The following is a 22,241-nucleotide window of genomic DNA, read 5'->3' on the forward strand; positions in this document are numbered from 1 at the left end:
AGGTCAGCCGACCCAGTTGCCACGCCAGCCGAACCCACCGAGGTCGCCATACGTCGGGCCACCGCCGCGGCCACCGAGGTAGCCGCCGACGACGGCTGCGCCCAGGTCGTCCAACTCGGGTGCCACGACACGACCGTCGGCGCGCTTGGCCAATTGATCGACGAAGCGTGCCAGCCCGGGGTCCTCGCCCAACCGGAAGATGGTCGTCTGCGCGCCGAGTCGCGTCGCGGTGTCCAGCTCACGCACGCTGTAGGCGATCGTCAACGGATGCGGCGGATAGCTGAACCACGCCTCGCCGTCCGGCTCCAGGTGTGCGGTCGGCTCGCCGTCGGTGACGATCAGCAGCACCGGTTGCGCGTTGGGGTGCCGGCGGAAATGCTGGTTGGCCAGCATCAGCGCGTGGTGCAGGTTGGTGCCCTTGTCCCACTCGGCCGACAGCGCGGTCAGCGTGTCGATGTCCATGGTCTGCGCATGCCGGCCGAAACCGATGAGCTGCAACGAATCCCCACGGAACCGGGTCTGGATCAGGTGGTGCAGCGCGAGAGCCGTGCGCTTCATCGGCACCCAGCGGCCGTCCATCGCCATCGAGAACGACGTGTCGACCAGCAGAGCGACAGCCGCCTGCGTGCGCGCCTCGGTCTCCTGCACCTCGACGTCGGAGATCGTCAGCAACCGGTCGTCGTCACCGCCCGCACGACGCAGCGCGGCATTCGTCAGCGTCCGCGTCACGTCCCACGGCTCGGTGTCGCCGAACTGCCACTCGCGGCTGGCGCCGGTCGGCTCCCCCGCCATACCCGCCCGACGTGCGTCGCGAGACCCGGAACGACCGTTGAGCCGCGTCGCGACATCCTTCAACAAGGTGCGACCGAGCTCACGCATCGCACGCGGCGACAGCTTCAGCTCGCCGCTGGAATTCTTTGTCAGATAACCGCGTTCGCGAAGCGCCTGCTCCAGCTCAGCAAGGGTCCGGGCCGACGCCGCTGCCTCGTTGCCGAGCTGCTTGGCCAGCGCGTCGAGATCGAGATCGTCCATCTGGGCGCCGGCATACTGCTGCGACAACTGCTCGGACAGCTCGTCCAGCTGCGCCAGATCCTGTATGACGCCGGTGCCGTCACCCAGCCCCATGCCCTGCTGCCCACCGAACTCCTCCGAGCCGGACCAGTCCTCCCCCGGTCGCAGCCCCTGCAGGTTGGCGTCCAGCTGTGCCAGCTGCTGCATCAGCTCGGGTGAGCCGAATGCCTGCTGGGACAACTGCATCAGCTCGTCGCGCTGCTCCTGCGTCATCGAGTTGAGCATGCGTTGCGCGGCGGCAGCCCGCTGCGCGAGTGAGTCCAGCAGCTCCTCGATGTTCTGCGGGTTCTCCGGGAAGAAGTCGCCGTGCTTGGCCATGAAATCGGCGAACTGCTGGTCGGTGTCCTCGCCGCGCGCGTGCGCCTCGAGCAGGTCATTCAGGTCGCGCAGCATCTCGCTGATCTGCTCGCGGTCCTCGTCGGTGGCATCCTCCAGCGCCTGCTTCATGCCGGCGAACCGCTGGTCCAGCATCTCCCGGCCGAGCAGGTCCTTGATCTGCTCGTACTTCTCGCGAGCCTCCCCGCTGCGCCACGGGTAGTCGGCCAACTCGTTGACCGCCGCGGCGGTCGACGGCGGGAGATTCTCGATGCGCATCTCCGCGAACCGCGCGTCGTCGTCCAGGTCACGGGCGAGTTGCTTGCGCTCGGACAGCACGGCGTCGTCGAGCAGCTGCTTGATCTCACCGAATGTCCCGTCCAGGTTGTGCTTGGCCAGCAGCTCCCCGCGCTTCTCCGCCACCTGCCGAGCGAGATCGTCCAGGCCACGCTGTTGCCGCCCACCGCGGCGCAGGAACTCCCGCATCGCGTGCTCCGGGCTGTAGCCGGCCATGACGTCCTCGCCGATGGCGTCGAGCGCCTCGGCCAGGTCGACCGGCGGTGCCAGCGGGTCCGGCCCGCCGTCGTACCGGCCATAACGTGAACGGTGAGTGTGCTTACGTGCCAACGAGATACGCCTCCATGGCTACTTCGTCCAGGGTCAATGCGACTGCGGGGTCTTGAGAGTTGCGACAACGCCGTCCGGACCGGACGCCCAGCACGCGCCGTCGGTCGCACAGTGAATGCCGTCGTATGCCGTGTCGTCGAAGGACGACCAGTTGCGGCCACCGTTGACACTCACGTCGCTGCCGGTCGGACCGACCGCGACGACGACGTTGCCCGGGCCGGGCACGTAGGCGACGCCGGACCGGTAGCCGCCGAGCGAGCTGTTGCTCGCCTTCCAGGATGACCGTCCTCGCTTGACCGCCGCCGAGTCGCTGCCGTCGTCCGGCGCGGTGTAGTCGCCGCCCACGGCAACACCGGAGCGGGAGTTCTTGAAGGCGATGCTGTAGATGCCCGCAGCGTCACCCGGTCGCACCGGCGCGCGCTCCGCGGTCCAGGTGGCGCCGGCATTCGTAGTGTGGAACACCCGCGGTGACTCACCGCCGGTCGCGAACCAGAATTCGCCCCACGAAGCATCCCGTTGATCCTGTGCCGTGACCAGGCAGGTGCCCGATGCTGCGAAGCCGAATTCGTTCGTCAGCGCCGGCGGCATTCCCTTGGTGGGCAACGCTGTCCAGGACCGACCGCCGTCCACGGTGCGTGCGATCCGGAAGTGTCCGTCCACCGGGTCACTCATCGCCAGGCCGATCCCGTGCACGTCGAACGCCATACAGTCGTAGAACGCCTTGGGGTCGCTGTTGGTGAAGACCTGCTGCCAGGTCTTCCCGCCGTCGTCCGTGCGGAAGATCCGCGAGTCATCGCCCTCACCGATCGACAGCGCCTCCGCATGCTTGCTGTCCCACGCCTCGATGTCGCGCAGCGCGAGGCCGGCGTCCTTCGCCGCGCTCGGCGACACGTCCTGCCAGTGCCGACCACCGTCCGTCGTGCGCAGCACGCTGCCCTTCTCGCCACTGACCCAGGCCACCTGCTTGTCGACGGCCGCAAGACCGCGGAACTGCTCCTGCACACCTGTGGGGCGTGGGCTCCACGAATAGCCGGCGTGCGGTTGCGACGTGGTGCCAACCGGTGCCGCCACAGCAGCAGGCACCGCCAGCGCGGTCGCCGCGCAGGCGGCCGCTACCGGGCCGGCGAGGCGCAGGAGTCGACGGGATGGGTGAGATGCGTTGTGAGTGAACATCTTCGAGACGCTAGCCCGCGCACGAGGCGAGAGTGTGGTTCTGCACTGTCATTCCGAGTCGCCCTCGCCATAGACGGCATTGCCGTCGTCGTCGGAGTCCTTGCTGACCTGCTTGGCCAGGTAGAGACCTTCCAGCGCGAGCTCGACAGCGCCGGCTCGCTCACCCGGCGTGTGTGCGTCCAGCCGGTCGGCGATCTGGTCGTAGAGGTCGGACTCGCCGAGCACCGGCAATGCGTCGAGGATGGCCCCGGCGCTCACCTGCTCCCCGGTCGTCACCTGGCCGCCCTGCTCCAGGGCCCGCACCAGCATCCCGAGGTCGATGCCACGCAGACGACCCCGGGCGGTCTCCGCCGTCGCAGTGCGCAGCAGGTGCTCCAGGATCGCCTCCTCGCGACCCTCGTGCCCGGACTCGAACTCGACCTTGCCCGCGAGCACGTCGACTGCCGTCTCCAGGTCGACCACCCGTGCCACGGCCTCAGTCTCGCCCTGGACGGTGGCTCGGTGCAGCGCCGCGGCCGCGACCGTCTCCGCCGCGGCGATCGCGAATCGTGCTGACACTCCTGACCTTTGGTCGACGGCACTGGACTCGCGCAGCGCGCGGGTGAAACGCGCAAGGATCTCGATCAGGTATGCCGGAACCGCCGCCACCAACTGTGCCTCCTGCTCGATCACGGCGATCTCACCGTCGACCTCGAGCGGGTAGTGCGTGCGGATCTGAGCACCGAAACGGTCCTTCAGCGGCGTGATGATCCGGCCGCGGTTGGTGTAGTCCTCCGGGTTCGCGCTGGCCACGACGAGCACGTCCAGCGGCAGACGCAGCGTGTATCCGCGGACCTGGATGTCGCGCTCCTCCATCACGTTGAGCATCGCGACCTGGATGCGTTCGGCCAGGTCCGGCAGCTCGTTGATGGCGACGATGCCGCGGTGGGACCGTGGGATGAGTCCGAAGTGGATCGTCTCCGGGTCACCCAGGCTGCGTCCTTCGGCGACCTTCATCGGGTCGATGTCGCCGACCAGGTCACCCACGGAAGTGTCTGGGGTTGCGAGCTTTTCGGCATACCGCTCGCTGCGGTGCCGCCAGGCGACCGGCAGGTCGTCGCCGAGCTCGATCGCCCGACGCCGCGACGCGGGCGTGATCGGCTCGAAGGGGTGCTCCCCCAGCTCGGAGCCGTCGATGACAGGGGTCCACTCGTCGAGCAGACCGACCAAAGTACGCAACACGCGGGTCTTGCCCTGGCCGCGCTCGCCGAGCAACACGACGTCGTGCCCGGCCAGCAGGGCACGCTCCAGCTGCGGGATGACCGTGAACTCGAAGCCCTGGATGCCGGGCCACGGATCCTCGCCTGCCGCCAGCGCGGCGAGCAGGTTGTCGCGCAGCTCCTCGCGCACGCTGCGCTGTCGGTGTCCGGACGCCCGGAGTTCGCCGACGGTGGAGATGGTGGGTGCAGGGGTCGAAGCAGTCGAATCCGTCACACCCGCAACGCTACGCCCTTTCCGAGCAAAAACGGAGGGGGTATCCGGATGCGGCTGACATTCCCCCCGCCTACGTGGCCTCCGCGCGAGCCGCGAACCGTTCGAGTGTCCCCTGCAACAGCGCGGCGGCCGGACGCGACGCGACCCGCTCGAGCCCGGCAGCGCCCGGGAGCCGCAATCCGCCGAGGAAGGCGAACACGGTGTCGTCTCCCTGCGGCGCCGCTGCCATCCCGCACAGCAGGAAGCGGCTCTCGCACCAGCACCAGTGCGGTTGCAGCACCACATCGAAGCACGCGCGTAGCCCGAGCGGGCTGCGCGCTCGTGCCACGAGCCGGTCGCCGACGCGGTCGCTGACCCGGACCTCGCGGAAGTCGTGCACCAACAGTGGCAGCTCCGTCTCCAGGTCGCTCGCGCGTGCCCAGACCTCATCGATCGGGCGGTGCACGAGCACCTCGCCGGCCATCGCGCCGGGGATGGCGGCGGCCATGATCTGCAACCGCCGCGCCGGGTCGAGGTCAGCGGTCGGCCACGAATTGCTCATCGTTCCCACTCCTGCCGGAAGCTTCGCCGTGCACGGTGCAGCCGTGACTTCACCGTGCCGGTCGGTATGGCGAGCAGCTGCGCCGCCTCGGACTCGTCCATCCCCTCCAGATCACGCAGCACGAGAACCGCACGGTGTTCGGGCGACAGGCGGTCCAACACATCCCGCACGTCCGCCGCGAGCTGCGGGTCCCCCGCGGCAGGCACCTCGGGCAACTCCGCAGGAATGTCCCGCCTGGCCCGTCGCGCGACCCGCACGGCCTCGCGCACCGCGATGGTCCGCACCCAACCGTGCAGCGCGGCGGGCTCCCGCAGTCGGCGGAGGTCGCGCAACACCGTGATCAATGCGTTCTGCGCGGCGTCCGCCCCGTCGTCGAGCGCGATGGGTCCGCAGAGCTTGCCGACATACGGCGTGAGCTCGGTGAGCAGCGCCTGCATCGCCATGCTGCTGCCGGCCTGCGCAGCCGTCACGAGGTCGGCGAGATCGCTCGCCGCGTCCTCGATCGGGTTGGCATCACTCATGATCCACGATCATTGCAGGTGCGCGAGGATTCGCTCGGCGACGAGCTCCGGTCGTTCCTCAGGAAGATGATGCCCGACGCCCTCGACCTGCTCGATCGTCAGCTGATCCGTGTATGGCGTCGCGTCGCCGAGCATCCCCGGCGGAGTCAGCCGGTCCGCGCCGCCGACGAGCAGCAACGTCGGCGTTTCGAGCCGTCGACGCTCCGGATGCCGGAGCATCGGCAGGATCTCGTGGTAGGCGAATTCGTGCATCAGCTCCTCACCGGCGCGTGCGTATGGCGGGCGGCGGACGCTCGCGACATACGTCTCGACCGCCTCACGGGGCATGGCCGCGCGGTCGCTGACACCGGCCCGCAGTAGCCGGCGCAGGAACCAGGGGCAGTGCCGCAGGACCCATCGTCCGACCAGCCGGGTCTCGACGAAGGGCGTCCACAAGTAGCGCCAGGCATGCGGCGCCATCCGACGCAGCTGCGAGTACGGATGTACCGCGTTGAGGGCCACGAGCCGCCGGACGCGGTCCGGGTGCTCCAGCGCGAGTCGGAATGCGAGCGAGCCGCCCCGGTCGTGGCCGACGATGTCGACCGCCGGCAGGTCGAGAGCATCGAGCAGTGCGATGACGTCGGCGACGAGGTCGTCCGTGGCATAGCCCGTCGTCGGCGCATCGGAGTCGCCCGCGCCACGAAGGTCGAGGGCGATGACTCGATGCGAGCGGGCCAGCCGCGGTATGACGTGCCGCCACGCATACCAGTGCTGCGGCCAGCCGTGCAGCAACAGCACCGGCGGCCCATCACCGGCCTCCACGACATGCAGCCGCACTCGTCCCGTGTCGACCTTTCGATGCTCCAGCGCGATCGTGTCCATCCGATTCCTCCCGTGGGTTGACGTTGTCTGCCAGGAAGGGGACGCGACCGGCCGAAAGGTTCCATCGATGTCGGTGCGACTTCGTAGGCTGGGCCGCATGACGCAACACATCGGTGCCCATGTCGACCAGCAGGACCCCATCGCGGAGGCGGCCGCTCGCGGCACTGATGTCGTGCAGTTCTTCCTCGGTGATCCGCAGAGTTACAAGGGCCCGGTCGTGGCGTATGACGGGGGCGCCGCCAAGTTGCGGGCCGACGCGGAGGCCGCCGGGGTCACATTGTTCGTGCACGCGCCGTACCTGATCAACGTCGCGACGCTGAACAACCGGATCCGCATCCCCAGCCGCAAGCTCCTCCAGCAGCACATGGACGTGGCCGCCGAGATCGGCGCGGCCGGGCTGATCGTGCACGGCGGGCATGTGAACAAGTCGGACGATCCGGCCAAGGGTTTCGACAACTGGCGCAAGGCGATCGAGGCCACCGACTGCAAGATCCCGCTGCTGGTGGAGAACACCGCCGGTGGTGACAACGCGATGGGCCGCAAGCTGGATCGCATCGCCGAACTGTGGGAAGCAATCGGCCGGGCCGATGGCCACGAACAGGTGGGTTTCTGTCTCGACACCTGCCACGCCTGGGCGGGTGGCATCGCACTGTCAGAGGCCGCCGAGCGCATCCATGACATCACCGGCCGGATCGACCTGGTGCACGGCAACGACAGCCGCGACGACTTCGACTCAGGAGCCGACCGGCATGCCAATCTCGGTGCAGGACATATCGATCCGGACGAGTTGGCGTCCGTCATACGAGCTGCCGGTGCGCCGGTGGTGTGTGAGACGCCGGGTGGAGCCGAGGAGCACAAGGCCGACATCGCCTGGCTGCGCGATCGGCTTTGATCTGTCCAAGCGGGTCGAGTAGGGCGAGGCGCTAGCCGAGGCCGTATCGAGACCGCCGGTTTCGATACGCCGCCGGTTTCGATACGCCGCGGGTTTCGATACGTCTCCTCCGCTGCGCTCCCCCCGACTACTCAACCAGCTTGAGGGCTCAGTCGGCGTGGCTGACCATGTTGACGACCGTGCCGTCGGGCGCCTGCACGAAGAACCGCCGCACACCCCACTCCTCGTGGGTCAGCGGATGCACGATGCGGTAGCCGCGACGCTGCGCCTCGGCATACGCCGCGTCCACATCGACGACGTGCACGGAGACGGCCGAGTCGACCGGTGCGGTCCTGTCGCGAGTCACGAATTGCACGTGCGCGCCGGAGTCGGGCGCACTGCGATGCGCGACCCAGCCCAGGTTGAACCCTTCGTCGGTCAGCCCGAGGTAGTCACCCCAGAAGTCGTCGACGCCGTCCAGGCTCTCCACCGGCAGGTTGGCGGTGAGATCACGAGCGTTTCCGGGGCCGGCCGGTTGCTCCGGATCAGTCGGCGCCTGGTTGAACATCCAGCGATGCCCGAACGGGTCGTGCAGCACCGCGAGGCGACCGTGCGGTGTGTCCTCGGGCTCTCGATCGATCTGCGCGCCAGCGGTTTTCGCCTGCCGGACGACCACATCGACAGCTGTGGTCTCGACGTGCATGGCAACGGAGTTGTGCCGCGCCGGATCCGGTGCAGCCACTCCCGCGCCGTCGAATTCGTCGGACATCATGAAGCGCCCGTCCTCGCCGATCGTCAGCTCGACGTGCCCGATCCGCCCGTCGTCCATGACGATCGGCTCGAACGAGACACGGGCACCGAATGCGTTGCGATACCAGTCGATTGCGGCCCGCGCGTCCTTGACGCAGATGTATGGCGTGATCATGCCTACTCCCCTCGATAACTGACTGTCTGGTCCCAATTCCACTGCGGCATCGGCAGATCCGCCGGTACGTCGGCGCTGGACCGGTGGTACGCGTACATCGGGTGCCAGGTCGCCCAGCCCCAGTAGTCGAGCAGCGCCTGAAAGACCCGTTGGTCCTCGGCCAACCCGGCGTCGTGCAGCGCGCCCCGGAAGCAGGCGACCGCTCGCTCGTTCATCTCGTCGTGCTCGCCATTGCCGCTGTGCATGCGCACGACATCGGCGTGCGGGCCGTAGCGCTCGGTGTAACTCACCGGTCCGCCGAGCGCTTCACCGAGGTATGTCGCCAGCCGCTCGACGTGGTCCGGCTTCGCACCGCGGCGGAATGCGTGTGCCACGACCGGATCTGCCATCGCGCGCCGGTGCCACGCGGCCGCGATCCGCGTCATGCCTGCGGCGCCGCCGGCTGCGTCGAAGATGCTCTGCTCCGCCATACAACTGCCTCCACCGTGCGGTTGTTTACGCGTAAACTCTACTCGCTCGGAGCACCGACCAACAAGACCAGCGCCGCACGTATGTCGAACCCGGCCCGCTGCTGCGCCAACTCCGCACCGCACGTCGCGAGGGCCTTGAAGCCGGCGGTCGGGGCCGCTCGGCGGACCTCCTCCTGCACCGTCGGGCGCGCCAGACCACGCACGGCCGCGGCAGTACGGGCGTCCAGTTGGGTCGCACCGAGGATCAGCCGCCACGCCGCTGAGTAACGGTGCGCCGCGTCCTGCGGGGTGCAGCCCGCCGCAAGCAGAGAGCCGAGGATGTCGTCGGTCGCCCGCGCAGCGGACGGGGCCATCAAGTCACCGCGGGTGAGAGCGTCGATCACCCACGGGCGCTCCGCCAACTCGCGGTGCAGCAACAGCAGGACCTGCACCGCGCGCTCCGCGCCGGGCGGCGGCAACTCAGGCCAGCGGACCTGCGCAAACTCCTCGTCCAGCAGGGCGACCAGCAGCTCATCGCGGCCGGCGAAGTGCCGATAGATCGCCATCGGGGTGACGTGCAGCCGCGCGCCGAGTGCCCGCATGCTGAGTGACTGCGACTGCCCGTCGCGGACGAGTTCGCCCGCGGCTGCCAGGATGCGTTCCCGGCTGAGCGCCTGCCCCCGGGCCCGGGTGGGCTCCGTCCCGTCCTGCGTTGTCACGGGCCGAGCGTAGGACACGATCAGAAAAAGAGACGTCTCAATCCCTAGCAGGACGGTCGTCCAAATGATTGAATCCGATTCATGAGGGCTTCCCGTCGAGTTCGGTTCGTGGACATCCACGGACATCGCCGTGCCTTCGTCCTCAGTGGACAGGGTCCGGCGTTGCTGATGCTGCACGGTGTCGCATGCGACCACACGACCTGGGATCGCCTGATCAAGCCGTTGTCGCGCAATCACACGGTGATCGCGCCCGACCTGCTCGGCCACGGCCGATCCGCCAAACCGCGCGGTGACTACACACTCGGTGCCTACGCCAACGGCATGCGGGACCTGTTGTCGGTGTTGGGCATCGACCGCGCCACCGTCGTCGGGCACAGTTTCGGCGGCGGTGTCGCCATGCAGTTCGCCTACCAGTTCCCCGAGCTCACCGAGCGCCTCGTCCTGGTCGCACCCGGTGGCGTCGGCCGGGAAGTCAGCCCGCTGATCCGCCTGGCGGCCATGCCCGGCTTCCACCAGGTGATGAGAGCGCTGACCCTCCCGGGCATCCGGCACGTCAACGCGACAGGCCTACGCATCGCCCACGCCGCGCGACTGCCGGGCACTCGTGACATCGACGAGATCGCCGCGATCTACGAAGGCCTGCGCGACCCGGGCTCTCGATCCGCGGTCAATCGACTGCTCAGCGCCGTCGTCGACGTCCGCGGCCAGATCGTCACCATGGCCGACCGTGCCTATCTCACCGAGGCGATGCCGCTCGCGGTCATCTGGGGCGCTGACGATCCGATCATCCCCGCTTCGCAAGCGCGGACGCTCGAGTCGCTCGCACCCGGATCCCGGGTCGAAATCATCCAGGACAGCGGACATTTCCCGCATCGCGATCACCCGCGCGAGGTCCTGCGCATCCTGCGGGACTTCCTGGCCACGACACAGCCTGCGCCATACGACCCGGAACGCCTGCGGGACCTGATGCTCGGTGGACAGCCGAGCCGCCGCGCCGTGCGGGCGCTCACCGGCTGAGACCTGCGTCGAACCACTGCTTGCCTGGCTGCCTCCGGCACGGTCCCACGCTGCCGCTAGCGTGCAGGTGTGGACCTCGTCATACGCGATCGGCAGGACTCCGACCTATCCGCCCTCGCCGAGTTGCTGGGTCGACAGCAGCCACAGACGCACTACCCCTTCGTGTGGCCCTTCCCGGCGCCGATCGAGGGGTTCCTCAAGCGGTCGAGCGAGTTGCGCGCCTGGGTCGGTGAGATCGATGGCGAGGTGGTCGGCCATGTCTCCGTCACCTCCGCCGACGACGACCCCATCGGGAAGTCGTGGGCAGCAGCGCATGGTGTCGACACGTCCGAACTTCGTTGCGTGTCAGTGTTTTTCGCCGACATCTCGCGGGCCGGCCAAGGCATCGGCTCGCGGCTGCTGCAGCACGCGACGGACTACGCACTGGCCGACGGATATCCGGTGCTGGACGTCGTTGCGGCCCACGAGGGGCCGGTGGCGCTCTATCTGCGTCGTGGGTGGCAGATCATCGAGACGACGCAGGCCCCCTGGCACCCGGGCACGGACCTCCCCATCCACCTGATGATCCTGCCCCGCGCCGCCGACTGACGCGGGGCAGTCAGCTCACCAGCCTCGCTCGGCGAACTGGATCGACCGCGCCGGCTCATCGACGTTGAGTCCGACCATCGCTTCACCCAGGCCACGGGAGACCTTGGCGATCATGTCGGGGTCGTCGTGGAAGGTCGTCGCCTTCACGATGGCCTCGGCACGCTGCGCCGGGTTGCCGGACTTGAAGATGCCCGAGCCGACGAAGACGCCTTCGGCACCCAGCTGCATCATCATCGCCGCGTCCGCCGGAGTCGCAATCCCACCGGCGGTGAAGAGCACGACCGGCAGCTTGCCCGCTTCTGCGACCTCCTTGACCAGCTCGTATGGTGCCTGCAATTCCTTTGCGGCGACATACAACTCGTCCTCCGGCAGGCTCTGCAGCCGGCGGATCTCCTGACGGATCTTGCGCATGTGCGTGGTGGCGTTGGAGACGTCACCTGTGCCGGCCTCACCCTTGGAGCGGATCATCGCCGCGCCCTCGGTGATCCGGCGCAGCGCCTCGCCCAGGTTGGTCGCACCGCAGACGAAGGGGACGGTGAACTCCCACTTGTCGATGTGGTTGGCGTAGTCGGCCGGGGTCAGCACCTCGGACTCGTCGATGTAGTCGACGCCGAGGCTCTGCAGCACCTGCGCCTCCACGAAGTGACCGATGCGCGCCTTGGCCATCACCGGGATCGAGACGGCCTCGATGATGCCGTCGATCATGTCCGGGTCGCTCATCCGGGACACGCCACCCTGGGCGCGAATGTCGGCAGGCACCCGCTCCAGCGCCATCACGGCAACGGCTCCGGCGTCCTCGGCGATCTTCGCCTGCTCCGGCGTGACGACGTCCATGATGACGCCACCCTTCAGCATCTCCGCCATTCCCCGCTTGACCCGGGCGGTCCCGGTCTCGGTCACTGCAGTCACTTCTGGGTCTCCCTACTCGGCTGACGACGTTTCTCCCAGAATACCGCCGCCTTCGGCAGCTTCATGCCACGAGAGTTGGTATGGCACTTTCAGGACACGGCGACATCCGGCCATCGATGGTGCGGGGCCTCGAGACACTCGTTCCTCGCTCCTCGGCCACCTCAGGACTGCGGGGCTCAGAGGCCTTCGGGTAACCGATCGTCGAAGTCCACCGCGGACGGCAGCGGGGTGTGCCCGGCCAGTCCCAGATAGCGCACCTGGGGACGGCCACGCAGCCGCCGCACGTCACGCACCGCGTCGTTGTGGAAGCGCCGCGCGATCACCACCCGTTGCCCGGCCGAGCGCAACCGCTCGACCAGCTCGGGCCACCCGTCGTTCTCGTCCCGCAGCTCGGCCATCACCTCGTCGTCCAGCGTGGTCCACAAGACCTCGGTCAGCAGCGACTCCACCTGTGAGCGCGAGGCGCCGATGCCGTCGTCTCGCACCTCGTCGTGCAGTGACGCCGCGTCGGCAGCGTCCAACGAGGCGCTTGCGGCGTCCGCCAGCAGCGCGGCACTGGCCGGGTCGAGCGCACCGGAGCCGGCCACTTCCCGGACGACCTCGGCGCGCCGAACCAATTGGGCGTCCAGTGACGACACCGAGCCTTCGAGTCTGGTGTGCAACCGGTCCAGCCGTGCTGCGGTATAGGACAGGTACCACGCGACCAGGGCCACCACGGCGATGGCCACTGCGGTCCATGCGAACAGAGCCATCAGCCACGACCTCGCAGCACGCGCTTGGTCCGGCTGGCAGCCGTGGTGCGCACAACGCCCGGCCGCGCCGCCCGGCAGGTCTCGTAGACGTCCATCACGTCGGCCGACACACGGGACCAGTCGAAGACCCGTGCACGCTGCGCACCACGGCCGGCCACCGCGGCTCGTTCCGCCGGCGAATCCAGCAGTCGCAGCACGCTGTTCGCGAGCGACGCCGGGTCACCGGTGGCGAAGAGCACGCCCGCTTCACCGGCGGACAGCACGTCGCTGAAGGACGGCAGATCGCTGGCGACCACCGGGGCGCCGGCACTCATCGCCTCGACCAGGATGATGCCGAAACTCTCGGCACCGGTGTTGGGCGCGACGTAGAGATCGACCGATCGCAGCAACGACGCCTTGTCGCGCTCGCTGACCATCCCCAGGAATTCGGTCGCCGCACGCACGCGTGCAGGGGTATGCCGCAACACCTCCCCCGGATCGCCCGGACCGGCGACGAGCAGTCGCAGCCCCGGCCGGGCGTCCAGCAGTCGTGGCATCGCGTCCAACAGCACCGCCAGTCCCTTCCGCGGTTCCTCCAGCCGGCCGAGGAACGCCAGTGTCGGACGCTCGTCACTCCCCCGCCAGTGCTGCACGACCTCGGCGGCGGCGAACCTGTCGACATACACGCCGTTGGGGATGATGACCGCGTCGGCAGCCCCCTCGTGCCGATGAATCGTGCGTAATGCCTCCCGGGACACCGCAATCCGGCCGCTGAGCTTCTCCAGTTGCGGCTCCAGCAACGGCATGACCGTCAGCAGTGCGCGTGACCGCATGGTGCTGGAGTGGAAGGTGCCGACTGCGGCTCCGTCGGCGGCCATCATGGCCAGCATCGACACGCTCGGCGAGAACGGCTCGTGCACGTGCAGCACGTCGAAGCGCCCGCGCTCGATCCACCGGCTGACCCGACTGGAGGTCACCGGGCCGAAGAGCAGCCGCGCCACCGAGCCGTTGTAGGGCACCGGCACGGCACGCCCGGCCGAGTCGACGTATGACGGCAGGTCGGCGTCCTCGTCCGCCGGCGCGAGCACCCGCACGTCGTGTCCCTGCGACAGCAGGTGCTCAGCGAGATCGCGCACGTGGAACTGCACGCCTCCGGGCACATCGAACGCGTAGGGGCTGACCATCCCGATCCTCACGGCAGACCCCGCACGTCGCCCGGAGCACCGGGTCGGGGTCCGTCGGAGAAATAGCGCTGCATCATGTGCCAGTCCTGCGTGCGCGCCTTGATCGTCTCCCCCAGGTCGTCGACGCACTGCTGCGTCATGGCCTGCACCTGCTCGGCCTCCGACCGCCCGGCAACCGGTTGCACCCGTGCCCCGAAGCGTGCGACGACCCGGTGCGCGGCCCGGCCGGGGATCGGCTCGTAGGTGATCGCCAGCGGGAAGAGCGCGGCACCGGTCTCGATCGCCAGCCGCGCGGGGCCGACGGCGGCGCGGGTCCGCTGCCCGCAGAGGGTGACCTCGACGCCGCTGCGGGTCAGGTCGCGGTCGGCCAGCAGGGGCACGAAGCCGCCGCGTGAAAGTGCCTCCCGCAGCTGCGGATAGGCGTTGTCCCCGCCGGTCAGCGGCAGGATCCGCATGCCCAGCGACTCGCGGAACTCCACGAACGCGTCGAAGACCGACTCCGGCTTCAGCCGCTCGGCGACGGTCGTGACCGGGGCAAAGGAGTTGGTCGCCCAGGCGCCGCAGTGATCCCAGTTGCCCAGGTGCCCGAGGAAGAGGATCAGCGGCTCGCCGCGCTCGACGATCGCCCGGGCCTCCGCCTCGTGCCCGGTCAGCCGGATCCGTGCATCGAGCGTCTCAGGGGTCTCCCGCGGCAATCGGAAGGCGTCACACCAGTAGCGCAGGTATGACGAAACACCTTCCCCCACCAGCGAATCCAGCTCCGCAGCGTCCAGCTCCGGTCGGACGAGCGCGTAGTTGGCGCGCATCTGCTGCACGGAGCGGCCGTTGCGGCGGTGCATCGAGCATGCGACGCGGTCGAAGGCGGCATACGCCGCTCGTTCCGGAAGCCGACGGACCATCCGCCACGCGGCCCGGTAGGCGAGGCCCTCCGCGTCGTCCCGCAGGGTCACTGCGGGAGTTCCCCCGCGCCGTCCAGTGCTTGCCGGCGGACGGTCAGCATGCGCTGCAGCACGGTGATGAAGCTCGCGACCGCCAACAGGGCCAGGACGACCCCGAGCACCGCGGTCGGCAGGTGCAGCCACGGGATGCCGACGAGGCCGGTCGTGACCAGCACCGCCACCAGCCGCTCGGAGCGCTCGGCGATGCCGACGTTGGCCGTCATACCCAGGCCTTCGGCGCGCGCCTTGGAGTAGGACACCACCATGCCGAGGATCAGGCACGCCAGAGCGAGTCCGGCCATCACGAGGTTGTCGCCCGACCCGGCATACCAGAGCACCAGCGCGCCGAAGATGGCTGCGTCAGCGACGCGGTCGAGGGTCGAGTCGAGGTAGGCGCCCCACACGCTGGAGCGGCCCGACATGCGGGCCATGTTGCCGTCGAGCGTGTCGGAGAAGACGAAGCAGGTGATGACGACCGTGCCCCAGAAGAAGCTGCCACGCGGGTAGAAGGCGAGCGCTCCGAAGCACACGCCGAGCGTGCCGACGATCGTGACGACATCCGGCGAGATGCCCAGCCGCAACAGGAGTTTCGCGAGTGGCGTGAAGAATTTGGTGATCGCCGCCCGGGCGTAACGGTTGAGCATGGTGGGCCCAAGACTACTTGGCGGTTGGTCAGTCGCCGTTGTGCGGCCAGGCGTCGGCGAGCCGCGACCGCGTGTCTGCCAGCAGCACCGGGAGCGCCTTGGTCTGCGCCACGATCGGCAGGAAGTTGGAGTCGCCGCCCCAGCGCGGCACGACGTGCTGGTGCAGGTGAGCGGCCACGCCCGCACCCGCGACCTCGCCCTGGTTCATGCCCAGGTTGAAGCCGTGCGGCGCCGAAGCGGCGGTCAGTGCCCGGACCGACTGCTTGGTCAGCTCGGTGAATTCGGCGGTCTCCTCGTCAGTTAGGTCGAGGTATGACGGGATGTGCCGGTTGGGGCAGATCAGCAGGTGTCCCGGGTTGTAAGGGAAGAGGTTGAGGATCACGAAGCACGTCCGGCCTCGGTGCACGATCAGCGCTTCCTCGTCATCCTTGGCCTGCGCGGCGCAGAACGGGCACGCATCATCGTCGTCGTGGTCGGGCTTGTCCGCCTCGATGTAGGCCATCCGGTGCGGGGTCCACAGGCGCTCGAAGCCGTCGGGCACGCGGGCGAACTCGGCCTCGGTGTCGATCTCATGCGGCATACCGCGATGGTATGCCGAACACGCGGAACATCCTGCGGCACCTCACGGTTGACGAACGAGGACTACCCGAACGATCGACAAGGAGTCGACATGCCGTTGCAGGGCGAATACGCCGAGGAGAAGACCGGCTGGGTCAAGGACCAGCTTGCCAAGATCGACGAGAGTGGCACCACGGAATCGGTGGGCATCAACGGCATGCAGGTCGTCGTCTTCACCATGCGCGGCGCCAAGTCCGGCAAGCTGCGCCGCGTGCCGCTGATGCGGGTGGAGCACAACGGCACGTATGCCGCGGTCGCGTCCAAGGGCGGCGCGCCGGAGCACCCGGCCTGGTACCACAACATCAAGGCAAACCCTGACGTTGAGGTTCAGGACGGCACGGAGTCGCACGACGCGGTCGCCCGCGAGATCACCGGTGCCGAGCGGGACGAGTGGTGGGAGCGCGCAGTGGCGGCATTCCCGCCCTACGCGACCTACCAGTCCAAGACCGATCGGCAGATCCCGGTCTTCCTGGTCGAGCCGGTCAAGTAGCCGGCAGGCGGTCCGACAGGACGAGCTGCATCAGCGTGTCCTGCGGACCGCCGAAACCCGCACTGCGGTAGAAGGCGCGGGCGTCGTCAGTGGCGTTCAGCTGCAGGCGGTGCAGCCCGCACTCGGTGGCCCAGGCGAGTACCTCGCGCATCATCAGCCGACCCAGCCCGTGCCCGCGCAACTCCGGCACCACGTAGAACGAGCTGAGGTGCAGCCAGCCCCCGGCTGGCCGGCGCAGGCTCGGCAGGCTGGTGGCCAGCACACCGATCACGAACCCGACCGGGTCACCGTCGGCCCGCTTGGCGAGCCAGGCCGGACGTGCACTCCCCTGCGCCAGCCAGGCCTCGGCGAATTCGTCGATGAAGCCGTCCCGCCGCGGCGATCCGCCCTCCAGGTCCCAGCGCAGCGTCATCGCCGCCAGCACGAAGGCGTCGTCGGGGGCGGCCCGCTCGATGCGGATCCCGTGCAGTTCCTCGGTCACGGGCACCAGCTTTCCATGTCGTGATCGAGAACGGCGTGCAATACGGTCGGCTACGTTTCGATCAAAACGTATCGAAACGTATGCCGCGCGGATTGCGCCGGCGCGGACCAGGGATCCGGACAACAACTGTCCGATGCGACGCCTAGCGTGCAGCCATGGCAGCTGCACGCACCTGGGTCCTCGTTGCTTCCCTCGAGCACGCCCGCCGAGGCGTGTCCGACGGTTTCATCATGGCCAATCACGGCAAAAGGGCTCCGTTGGCACGCATGGCCACCGGCGACCGCATCTTCGTCTACTCCCCGAAAACGACCTATCCGCAGCGTGATCCGTTGCGCGCAATCACCATCGTCGGCACGGTGACGGGTGCCGGGCCGGAGCCGAGTCCGGTCATCGAGGGTGGTTTCCGACGGGCTGCCACGTTGCGCGAGCTGGCCGAGTAGCCCCGCGCACTGTCCGAACGACCAGTTGAACAGGACAGCAAGGGCCCATAGCGTCGCTCGCGTACGGTCAGGCATTCCTCACCCTTGAACCCTGGAGGTAGTCCATGTCGTTCCCCGCGCTCACCCACGTTGCAATCACCGTGAGTGATCTTGACGCCAGCACGAAGTGGTACACCAAGCTCTTCGACTCCGAGCCCGTGCTCGACGAGGACGAGGCGTCAGGCACCTTCCATCACACAGTCTTCGCGCTCGACGGTGGGATGCTCTTCGGTCTGCACACGCACACCGGGGGCGGATCGGGCGACGCATTCGACGAGCGCCGCACCGGCTTGGACCACATCGCTTTCGCTATCACCCGCGACCAGCTGGACGAGTGGGTCACCAAGCTCGACGGACTCGGGATCAAGCACAGTGGCGTCAAGGACGCGCACTACGGCTCCGGCATTTCCTTCCGCGACCCGGACAACATTGCGCTGGAGTTCTTCGCCCCACCGGCCTGAGGCCCGCCCGCACAACCTTGAGGTCCCCCCTCGACTCTCTCCGTGTAACTTTTTGCCAGATCCAGAGTCGACGGGGACCTTTCTTTTACTTGGCGCTGCCTAGCATGCCCATTGACGCCTCATCCGAGGCGCCGTCTCCCGGCAGGAAGGCAACACCGCAATGCGCACTCCGAGCATGCTCCAGGTCTCCGCTGTCGCCGGCATCGCCGCGGCAACGATCGCAGTCTCGGCGGGTCCGGCAGCGGCCGTCACCAAACTGTCCCAGTCCAAGGCAGCGTCCCAGTTCAAGGCTGCGGGCGTGACCTCCTCGTCCACCGGCGGATGCACCACCCGCAGCAACAAGCACTGCACGTCATACGAGCAGATCAACCAGACGACGGTGAGCGGTGTGATCACGCTCAAGAAGGCCAGCGGGTGCGCCATCCGGATCACCGGCGGCACCGAGGTCGGGCACGCGTCCGGCACCTACAGCCACTACAACGGCTACAAGGTGGACATCGCCAAGAGCAGCTGCCTCAACAGCTACGTCAAGAACCACTTCACGTATGTCGGCAAGCGCGGCGACGGTTTCCCGCAGTGGAAGGCCGCCTCCGGCAACCTCTACTGCGATGAGGGCAACCACTGGGACGTCACCTACTACAAGGTCGGCGACTGACGGGCTCCGGCGCGCGGATCAGCGAGTCCGGCACCAACTCCTGCTCGGGCAGGTCGACCCGCAGCACCTCATCACCCGGATGCAACCGGCCGTCGGCCCGGTAGAGCTCGAGCAGTCGCTGCTCGGCAGCGAGGTCACCGTTGTCCGCAGCGACCAGCAGGTCCGCCACTTCGTCGATGAGGTCCGCGTCCTGGTCCCCGCTGCCCCGGCCGCTCATCGTGCCCCAGTTGTCCCAGAGCAACAGTTCGTCGCCGAAGCGGTGTGCCACCTCGAGCACGACATAGTTGCGGACCATCCACGCACCTCGTGCCACCGGAAGAGACGGGTCGACGCCATACGTCTCGGCATCCAGCGTGCCGGCTCGATGGCCGCGCCATACTTCTGCAGCAGTGTGAAATCCCTTGCCAGCGAGGATGTCTCGAGGATCGACCAGCAGCGGTGTCGGCGCTGCCACTTCCGGATCGAAGCGCAGCCACCGATCTCCCGTCCACACTTCCGGCACGACATGATCGTGGTGCCACCCGTCGGCGAAGTAGTCGGCGAAGCCGATCCGCGAACGGGCGGGTATGCCGTGCTGGCGCAAGATCGCCACGCTGAGCAGGGTGTGGTCGCGGCAGCAGCCCTGGACCTTCGTCGTGGGCTCACGCGTCTCTGCCAGCTGCGCCGGGTGCCGTTGCTGATCGAGTTCGAGCGATCGCGCGACCCATCGTGAGTGGATGTCCCGGACGGTGTCCGCGGGCAACACGTGGTCGGACGCGCGGTAGTGGACGATGACGTTCCGCACCACCGTGGACAACGCGTCGAGCTCGGAGGGCACTGCTTCGAGCAGCGCCGCGAAGCGACCCGGGTCGCTGTATGCCGTGTGCGTCGCATGGTCGATCACAGCGACTGCGCTGGTTTCACGCATGACTGGGCTCCGTTCTGTCATGAGGGTTTTCAATGAGTCAACGTTGGTGGGCGGGCGCCAAGGGCTGCACGATGTCGGCAACGTGCTCGACTCCCGGACTTCCGTCCCAGTCCGCGACATACCGCTCCCGGACGGCACCGGCGAGCGACAGGCCGTGCGACGCCTTCGCGACCGCCGTGTAGGCCCGCAGGATCTGCGGGTAGGCGCAGAGGTCCGCGTCGATCTCGGTGTAGAGCTGCTCGCCGGCGGGCTCGACCCGGACGGTGATCTCGGTGGTCGGCGGGATGATGCCTTCGAACGGCACACAGACCTCGATCGGTCCGTCGCTGTCCGGGCTCACCACACCGTGATAGATGACCCAGAACTCGACGGTTCGCGTCGCATCGTGCGCGCTCAAGTGATCCGAGACGAGGCGTTCGGCCTCGATGAATGTGTCGACCAGCTCGCTCTGAAAGACGCGGCGTGTGACCGACGCGACGGTGCACTCCCCCACGCTGCGCCTGCGAACCTCCAGCGCGACCTCATCCTCCGCCGCGCTCGCGAAACGAGCCAGCAGATGATCCACGACGTTCTGCTGCTCGTGGTGCAACTGCTCGTGATGACGCCACCACCCCGCGAGGAGTTCAGCGGACCGGGAGTCGTCCGGGGCGTCGACCACAGACTCGACCACCGCGAGCGGAGCGCCGGCCCTCCGCAGCATGGTGATCTGCTCCGCGCGTCCGCGTTGATCTTCACCGTAGTAGCGGTAACCGTTGCGGTCGTCGACTCGGCGCGGCGGCAGTAGGCCCGAATCCGCATACAACCGAAGTGCTTTGGGGCTCAGGCCCGTCACTCGGCTGAAGTCTCCCGCCGTCATTTCCTGCATGTCGGCGAGTCTGGGGCCTGCCCTTGGGGCAAGGTCAAGAACTCAGCAAGAACTCGGTCACCAGCTCGCTCGTCTCGGTCGCGAACTCGTCGAAGAAACCGTGCCGGCCGGGGTCGTGGATCCGCAGCCGACTGCCGGCGATCTGCTCGTGCAACACCGTGGCGTTGACGACCGGCGCGAAGCGATCCTGCGCACCGTGCAGGATCAGCGTCGGTGCGTGGATAAGCCCCAGTCGGCTTGCGGCGTCATGCTTTCCGCTCACCCGCAGGTGGCGGTTCGCATCGCGGGAGCTCATCGTCAGGTCACCGAAGAGGTGTCTCGGGACGCTGCGATAACCGCCTTGGCCGGCAACCCAGTCGGGTGTGTAGAAGAGGTCGACCGTCGTGCTCAGCCGCGCATCGTAGTCCCGGTCAGCGAGCGCCCGTCGCACGTCCTGACCACGCTCGGTTGCCAGTGAGCCGCCGGGCGTGGTGCACCCGAGCACGAGGGCGCGCACCAGGTCCGGATGGGCGATCGCCAGCTCCTGCGCGATGCGCCCGCCCATGGACGTGCCATAGATGAACGCGCTCTCGACGCCCAACGCACTCAGCACCGCCGCTGCGTCATCGGCGAACGACTGCGTCGACCAACTGGTCTCGTCCTCGGTACCGGTAGCCGCCTGCATCCGGGCAGTGTCTCCGGTGCCGCGGTAGTCGAAGGTGATCGTCAGGAAGCGATCGGTCAACAATGGCCGGACCTGGCGCCACCACTCGTGCGAGTTGGCCTGTCCCTGCAGCAACAACAGCGGAGGCGCGTCCCGTGGCCCTTCAACCTGGTGCGCGACGCGCCCACCCGCGACGGGGCTGGTGCCACGTAGCTTCATCGGTGGACCTCACTTGGCATGGACAATCCGCAAACTACAACGCGTGCCGAACGTCTCATACTCTGCCTTCATGAGCAGATCCGGCGAGATCGACACAACCATCGCGGCGTACGAGCAGGGCGCGCAGCAATACCGTGAGGCGACCGCGACAACGCCGCCGGCGATTGTCATCGCGATCGAACGCTTCGTCGACAGCCTTCCCCAGGGCGCACAGATCCTGGAGGTCGGCAGCGGCCCGGGACGAGACGCTGCGGCGCTTGAGTCGCGCGGACTCAGCGTCCGCCGGACCGACATCACCGCTGCGTTCGTCGAGATGCTCAGGGCAAACGGCCATCACGCGACTCAATTGGACCCCCTGTCCGACGACTTGGGCGGGCCCTACGACGGAGTCTGGTGCAGCGCGGTTGTCGTACACCTGGACAGAACGAGCGCTGCTCGTCTCGCCAAGCGTTTGTATGACGCGACCCGACCGGGCGGGCGCCTCTTCCTGTCCACCAAGGAAGGGGATGGCGAAGCCTGGTCGGACACCGGAACCTTGGACGCGGCAAGACATTTCACCTTTTGGCGTTCTGATGCCTTCGGCAACTTGCTCAGCTCCGTCGGCTGGACCGTCGACGACCTGAGGGTCGAGCCCGATCCGGGTGGTGGTTCATGGCTGCACGCGTACGCGGTACGGCCCGACGAGGTCGGTTGAGGCTGTTCACTCGGAAGGCTTCTCGTCACCCTGTATCGACGCTGCACGCAAGTCGACACCGGGGAGACCTATAAACATCCCCGGGCGTCATACCCGCACATGGCCCGACACTGGGGAGACTTGTGAGCGCCGCTCGAGCGACGTGGAACCACCCCGGACGTGGTGCAGCCCC

General features: G+C 68.0%; 27 protein-coding genes. 8 read left to right on the top strand and 19 right to left on the bottom strand.

The window, feature by feature from the left end:
* Positions 1 to 3 precede the first annotated feature (3 nt).
* The 6 genes from ACSZL9_RS02110 to ACSZL9_RS02135 form a co-directional block, all read right to left on the bottom strand.
* Positions 4 to 2,013 (bottom strand): vWA domain-containing protein, encoded by a 2,010-nt coding sequence (locus tag ACSZL9_RS02110; RefSeq protein WP_446663809.1) that lies wholly within the window; start codon positions 2,011 to 2,013, stop codon positions 4 to 6.
* Positions 2,014 to 2,046: 33 nt separating this feature from the next.
* The gene (locus ACSZL9_RS02115; protein ID WP_446663810.1) at positions 2,047 to 3,186 is read right to left on the bottom strand and encodes a YCF48-related protein; all 1,140 of its coding nucleotides are present in this window, start codon (positions 3,184 to 3,186) and stop codon (positions 2,047 to 2,049) included.
* 48 nt (positions 3,187 to 3,234) lie between these two features.
* On the bottom strand, positions 3,235 to 4,659 hold the full coding sequence (locus ACSZL9_RS02120) for a sigma 54-interacting transcriptional regulator (protein WP_446663811.1): 1,425 nt from the start codon (positions 4,657 to 4,659) through the stop codon (positions 3,235 to 3,237).
* Between the two features lie 70 nt (positions 4,660 to 4,729).
* The gene (locus tag ACSZL9_RS02125; protein ID WP_446663812.1) at positions 4,730 to 5,200 is read right to left on the bottom strand and encodes a hypothetical protein; all 471 of its coding nucleotides are present in this window, start codon (positions 5,198 to 5,200) and stop codon (positions 4,730 to 4,732) included.
* Positions 5,197 to 5,721, bottom strand: a complete 525-nt coding sequence (locus ACSZL9_RS02130) for an RNA polymerase sigma factor (RefSeq protein ID WP_446663813.1) — start codon at positions 5,719 to 5,721, stop codon at positions 5,197 to 5,199. The genes ACSZL9_RS02125 and ACSZL9_RS02130 overlap by 4 nt, the downstream gene beginning before the upstream one ends.
* Positions 5,722 to 5,730: 9 nt before the next feature.
* Entirely contained in the window at positions 5,731 to 6,582 is an 852-nt protein-coding gene (locus ACSZL9_RS02135; protein WP_446663814.1) for an alpha/beta fold hydrolase, read from the bottom strand.
* A 97-nt stretch (positions 6,583 to 6,679) separates the two neighbouring features.
* On the opposite strand from ACSZL9_RS02135, the gene ACSZL9_RS02140 reads away from it, so the two are divergent.
* Positions 6,680 to 7,474, top strand: coding sequence for a deoxyribonuclease IV (locus ACSZL9_RS02140; RefSeq protein WP_446663815.1), 795 nt, complete (start codon positions 6,680 to 6,682; stop codon positions 7,472 to 7,474).
* Between the two features lie 148 nt (positions 7,475 to 7,622).
* Here the strand turns inward: ACSZL9_RS02140 and ACSZL9_RS02145 are convergent, their stop codons facing one another.
* Genes ACSZL9_RS02145 through ACSZL9_RS02155 form a run of 3 tightly spaced genes read right to left on the bottom strand, consistent with a single transcriptional unit; the run spans position 7,623 to position 9,546 of the window.
* The gene (locus tag ACSZL9_RS02145; protein ID WP_446663816.1) at positions 7,623 to 8,378 is read right to left on the bottom strand and encodes a VOC family protein; all 756 of its coding nucleotides are present in this window, start codon (positions 8,376 to 8,378) and stop codon (positions 7,623 to 7,625) included.
* Positions 8,379 to 8,380: 2 nt separating this feature from the next.
* On the bottom strand, positions 8,381 to 8,848 hold the full coding sequence (locus ACSZL9_RS02150) for a globin domain-containing protein (protein ID WP_446663817.1): 468 nt from the start codon (positions 8,846 to 8,848) through the stop codon (positions 8,381 to 8,383).
* A gap of 38 nt (positions 8,849 to 8,886) precedes the next feature.
* On the bottom strand, positions 8,887 to 9,546 hold the full coding sequence (locus tag ACSZL9_RS02155) for a TetR/AcrR family transcriptional regulator (protein WP_446663818.1): 660 nt from the start codon (positions 9,544 to 9,546) through the stop codon (positions 8,887 to 8,889).
* A 108-nt stretch (positions 9,547 to 9,654) separates the two neighbouring features.
* On the opposite strand from ACSZL9_RS02155, the gene ACSZL9_RS02160 reads away from it, so the two are divergent.
* Both ACSZL9_RS02160 and ACSZL9_RS02165 read left to right on the top strand, forming a co-directional pair.
* A complete protein-coding gene (locus tag ACSZL9_RS02160) occupies positions 9,655 to 10,563 on the top strand; it encodes an alpha/beta fold hydrolase (protein ID WP_446663819.1) in 909 nt (302 codons plus the stop codon).
* Positions 10,564 to 10,632: 69 nt separating this feature from the next.
* Entirely contained in the window at positions 10,633 to 11,151 is a 519-nt protein-coding gene (locus ACSZL9_RS02165) for a GNAT family N-acetyltransferase (protein WP_446663820.1), read from the top strand.
* 15 nt (positions 11,152 to 11,166) lie between these two features.
* Here the strand turns inward: ACSZL9_RS02165 and pdxS are convergent, their stop codons facing one another.
* The 6 genes from pdxS to ACSZL9_RS02195 form a co-directional block, all read right to left on the bottom strand.
* Positions 11,167 to 12,060, bottom strand: coding sequence for a pyridoxal 5'-phosphate synthase lyase subunit PdxS (gene pdxS / locus ACSZL9_RS02170; RefSeq protein ID WP_446663821.1), 894 nt, complete (start codon positions 12,058 to 12,060; stop codon positions 11,167 to 11,169).
* Positions 12,061 to 12,236: 176 nt separating this feature from the next.
* The gene (locus tag ACSZL9_RS02175; RefSeq protein ID WP_446663822.1) at positions 12,237 to 12,812 is read right to left on the bottom strand and encodes a hypothetical protein; all 576 of its coding nucleotides are present in this window, start codon (positions 12,810 to 12,812) and stop codon (positions 12,237 to 12,239) included.
* Positions 12,812 to 13,975, bottom strand: a complete 1,164-nt coding sequence (locus tag ACSZL9_RS02180) for a glycosyltransferase family 4 protein (RefSeq protein ID WP_446663823.1) — start codon at positions 13,973 to 13,975, stop codon at positions 12,812 to 12,814. The genes ACSZL9_RS02175 and ACSZL9_RS02180 overlap by 1 nt, the downstream gene beginning before the upstream one ends.
* Positions 13,976 to 13,983: 8 nt before the next feature.
* Complete coding sequence (locus ACSZL9_RS02185) at positions 13,984 to 14,925, bottom strand: phosphatidylinositol mannoside acyltransferase (protein ID WP_446663824.1); 942 nt, start codon at positions 14,923 to 14,925, stop codon at positions 13,984 to 13,986.
* Entirely contained in the window at positions 14,922 to 15,557 is a 636-nt protein-coding gene (gene pgsA, locus ACSZL9_RS02190) for a phosphatidylinositol phosphate synthase (RefSeq protein WP_446663825.1), read from the bottom strand. The genes ACSZL9_RS02185 and pgsA overlap by 4 nt, the downstream gene beginning before the upstream one ends.
* A gap of 28 nt (positions 15,558 to 15,585) precedes the next feature.
* Positions 15,586 to 16,137, bottom strand: a complete 552-nt coding sequence (locus tag ACSZL9_RS02195; protein WP_446663826.1) for an HIT family protein — start codon at positions 16,135 to 16,137, stop codon at positions 15,586 to 15,588.
* 90 nt (positions 16,138 to 16,227) lie between these two features.
* Here ACSZL9_RS02195 and ACSZL9_RS02200 point away from each other — a divergent pair, with 90 nt between their 5' ends.
* The gene (locus ACSZL9_RS02200) at positions 16,228 to 16,665 is read left to right on the top strand and encodes a nitroreductase family deazaflavin-dependent oxidoreductase (RefSeq protein WP_446663827.1); all 438 of its coding nucleotides are present in this window, start codon (positions 16,228 to 16,230) and stop codon (positions 16,663 to 16,665) included.
* Here ACSZL9_RS02200 and ACSZL9_RS02205 read toward each other — a convergent pair.
* A complete protein-coding gene (locus tag ACSZL9_RS02205) occupies positions 16,658 to 17,146 on the bottom strand; it encodes an N-acetyltransferase family protein (protein ID WP_446663828.1) in 489 nt (162 codons plus the stop codon). The genes ACSZL9_RS02200 and ACSZL9_RS02205 overlap by 8 nt on opposite strands.
* A 155-nt stretch (positions 17,147 to 17,301) precedes the next feature.
* Here ACSZL9_RS02205 and ACSZL9_RS02210 point away from each other — a divergent pair, with 155 nt between their 5' ends.
* From ACSZL9_RS02210 to ACSZL9_RS02220, 3 genes are all read left to right on the top strand, one after another.
* Positions 17,302 to 17,586, top strand: coding sequence for an EVE domain-containing protein (locus ACSZL9_RS02210; protein ID WP_446663829.1), 285 nt, complete (start codon positions 17,302 to 17,304; stop codon positions 17,584 to 17,586).
* 104 nt (positions 17,587 to 17,690) lie between these two features.
* Positions 17,691 to 18,086: a VOC family protein gene (locus ACSZL9_RS02215; RefSeq protein WP_446663830.1), complete on the top strand. Its 396-nt coding sequence runs from the start codon at positions 17,691 to 17,693 to the stop codon at positions 18,084 to 18,086.
* 160 nt (positions 18,087 to 18,246) lie between these two features.
* Positions 18,247 to 18,741: a hypothetical protein gene (locus tag ACSZL9_RS02220; protein WP_446663831.1), complete on the top strand. Its 495-nt coding sequence runs from the start codon at positions 18,247 to 18,249 to the stop codon at positions 18,739 to 18,741.
* Here the strand turns inward: ACSZL9_RS02220 and ACSZL9_RS02225 are convergent.
* Genes ACSZL9_RS02225 through ACSZL9_RS02235 form a run of 3 tightly spaced genes read right to left on the bottom strand, consistent with a single transcriptional unit; the run spans position 18,716 to position 21,375 of the window.
* Complete coding sequence (locus tag ACSZL9_RS02225) at positions 18,716 to 19,648, bottom strand: transglutaminase-like domain-containing protein (protein WP_446663832.1); 933 nt, start codon at positions 19,646 to 19,648, stop codon at positions 18,716 to 18,718. The genes ACSZL9_RS02220 and ACSZL9_RS02225 overlap by 26 nt on opposite strands.
* A gap of 37 nt (positions 19,649 to 19,685) precedes the next feature.
* Positions 19,686 to 20,513 carry a MerR family transcriptional regulator gene (locus tag ACSZL9_RS02230; RefSeq protein ID WP_446663833.1) on the bottom strand — a complete coding sequence of 276 codons (828 nt, stop codon included), beginning with the start codon at positions 20,511 to 20,513 and terminating at the stop codon, positions 19,686 to 19,688.
* Between the two features lie 34 nt (positions 20,514 to 20,547).
* Positions 20,548 to 21,375 (bottom strand): alpha/beta fold hydrolase, encoded by an 828-nt coding sequence (locus ACSZL9_RS02235; protein ID WP_446663834.1) that lies wholly within the window; start codon positions 21,373 to 21,375, stop codon positions 20,548 to 20,550.
* Positions 21,376 to 21,445: 70 nt separating this feature from the next.
* Here ACSZL9_RS02235 and ACSZL9_RS02240 point away from each other — a divergent pair, with 70 nt between their 5' ends.
* Complete coding sequence (locus ACSZL9_RS02240) at positions 21,446 to 22,069, top strand: class I SAM-dependent methyltransferase (protein ID WP_446663835.1); 624 nt, start codon at positions 21,446 to 21,448, stop codon at positions 22,067 to 22,069.
* Positions 22,070 to 22,241 lie beyond the last annotated feature (172 nt).

Source organism: Flexivirga sp. B27 (assembly GCF_052905685.1).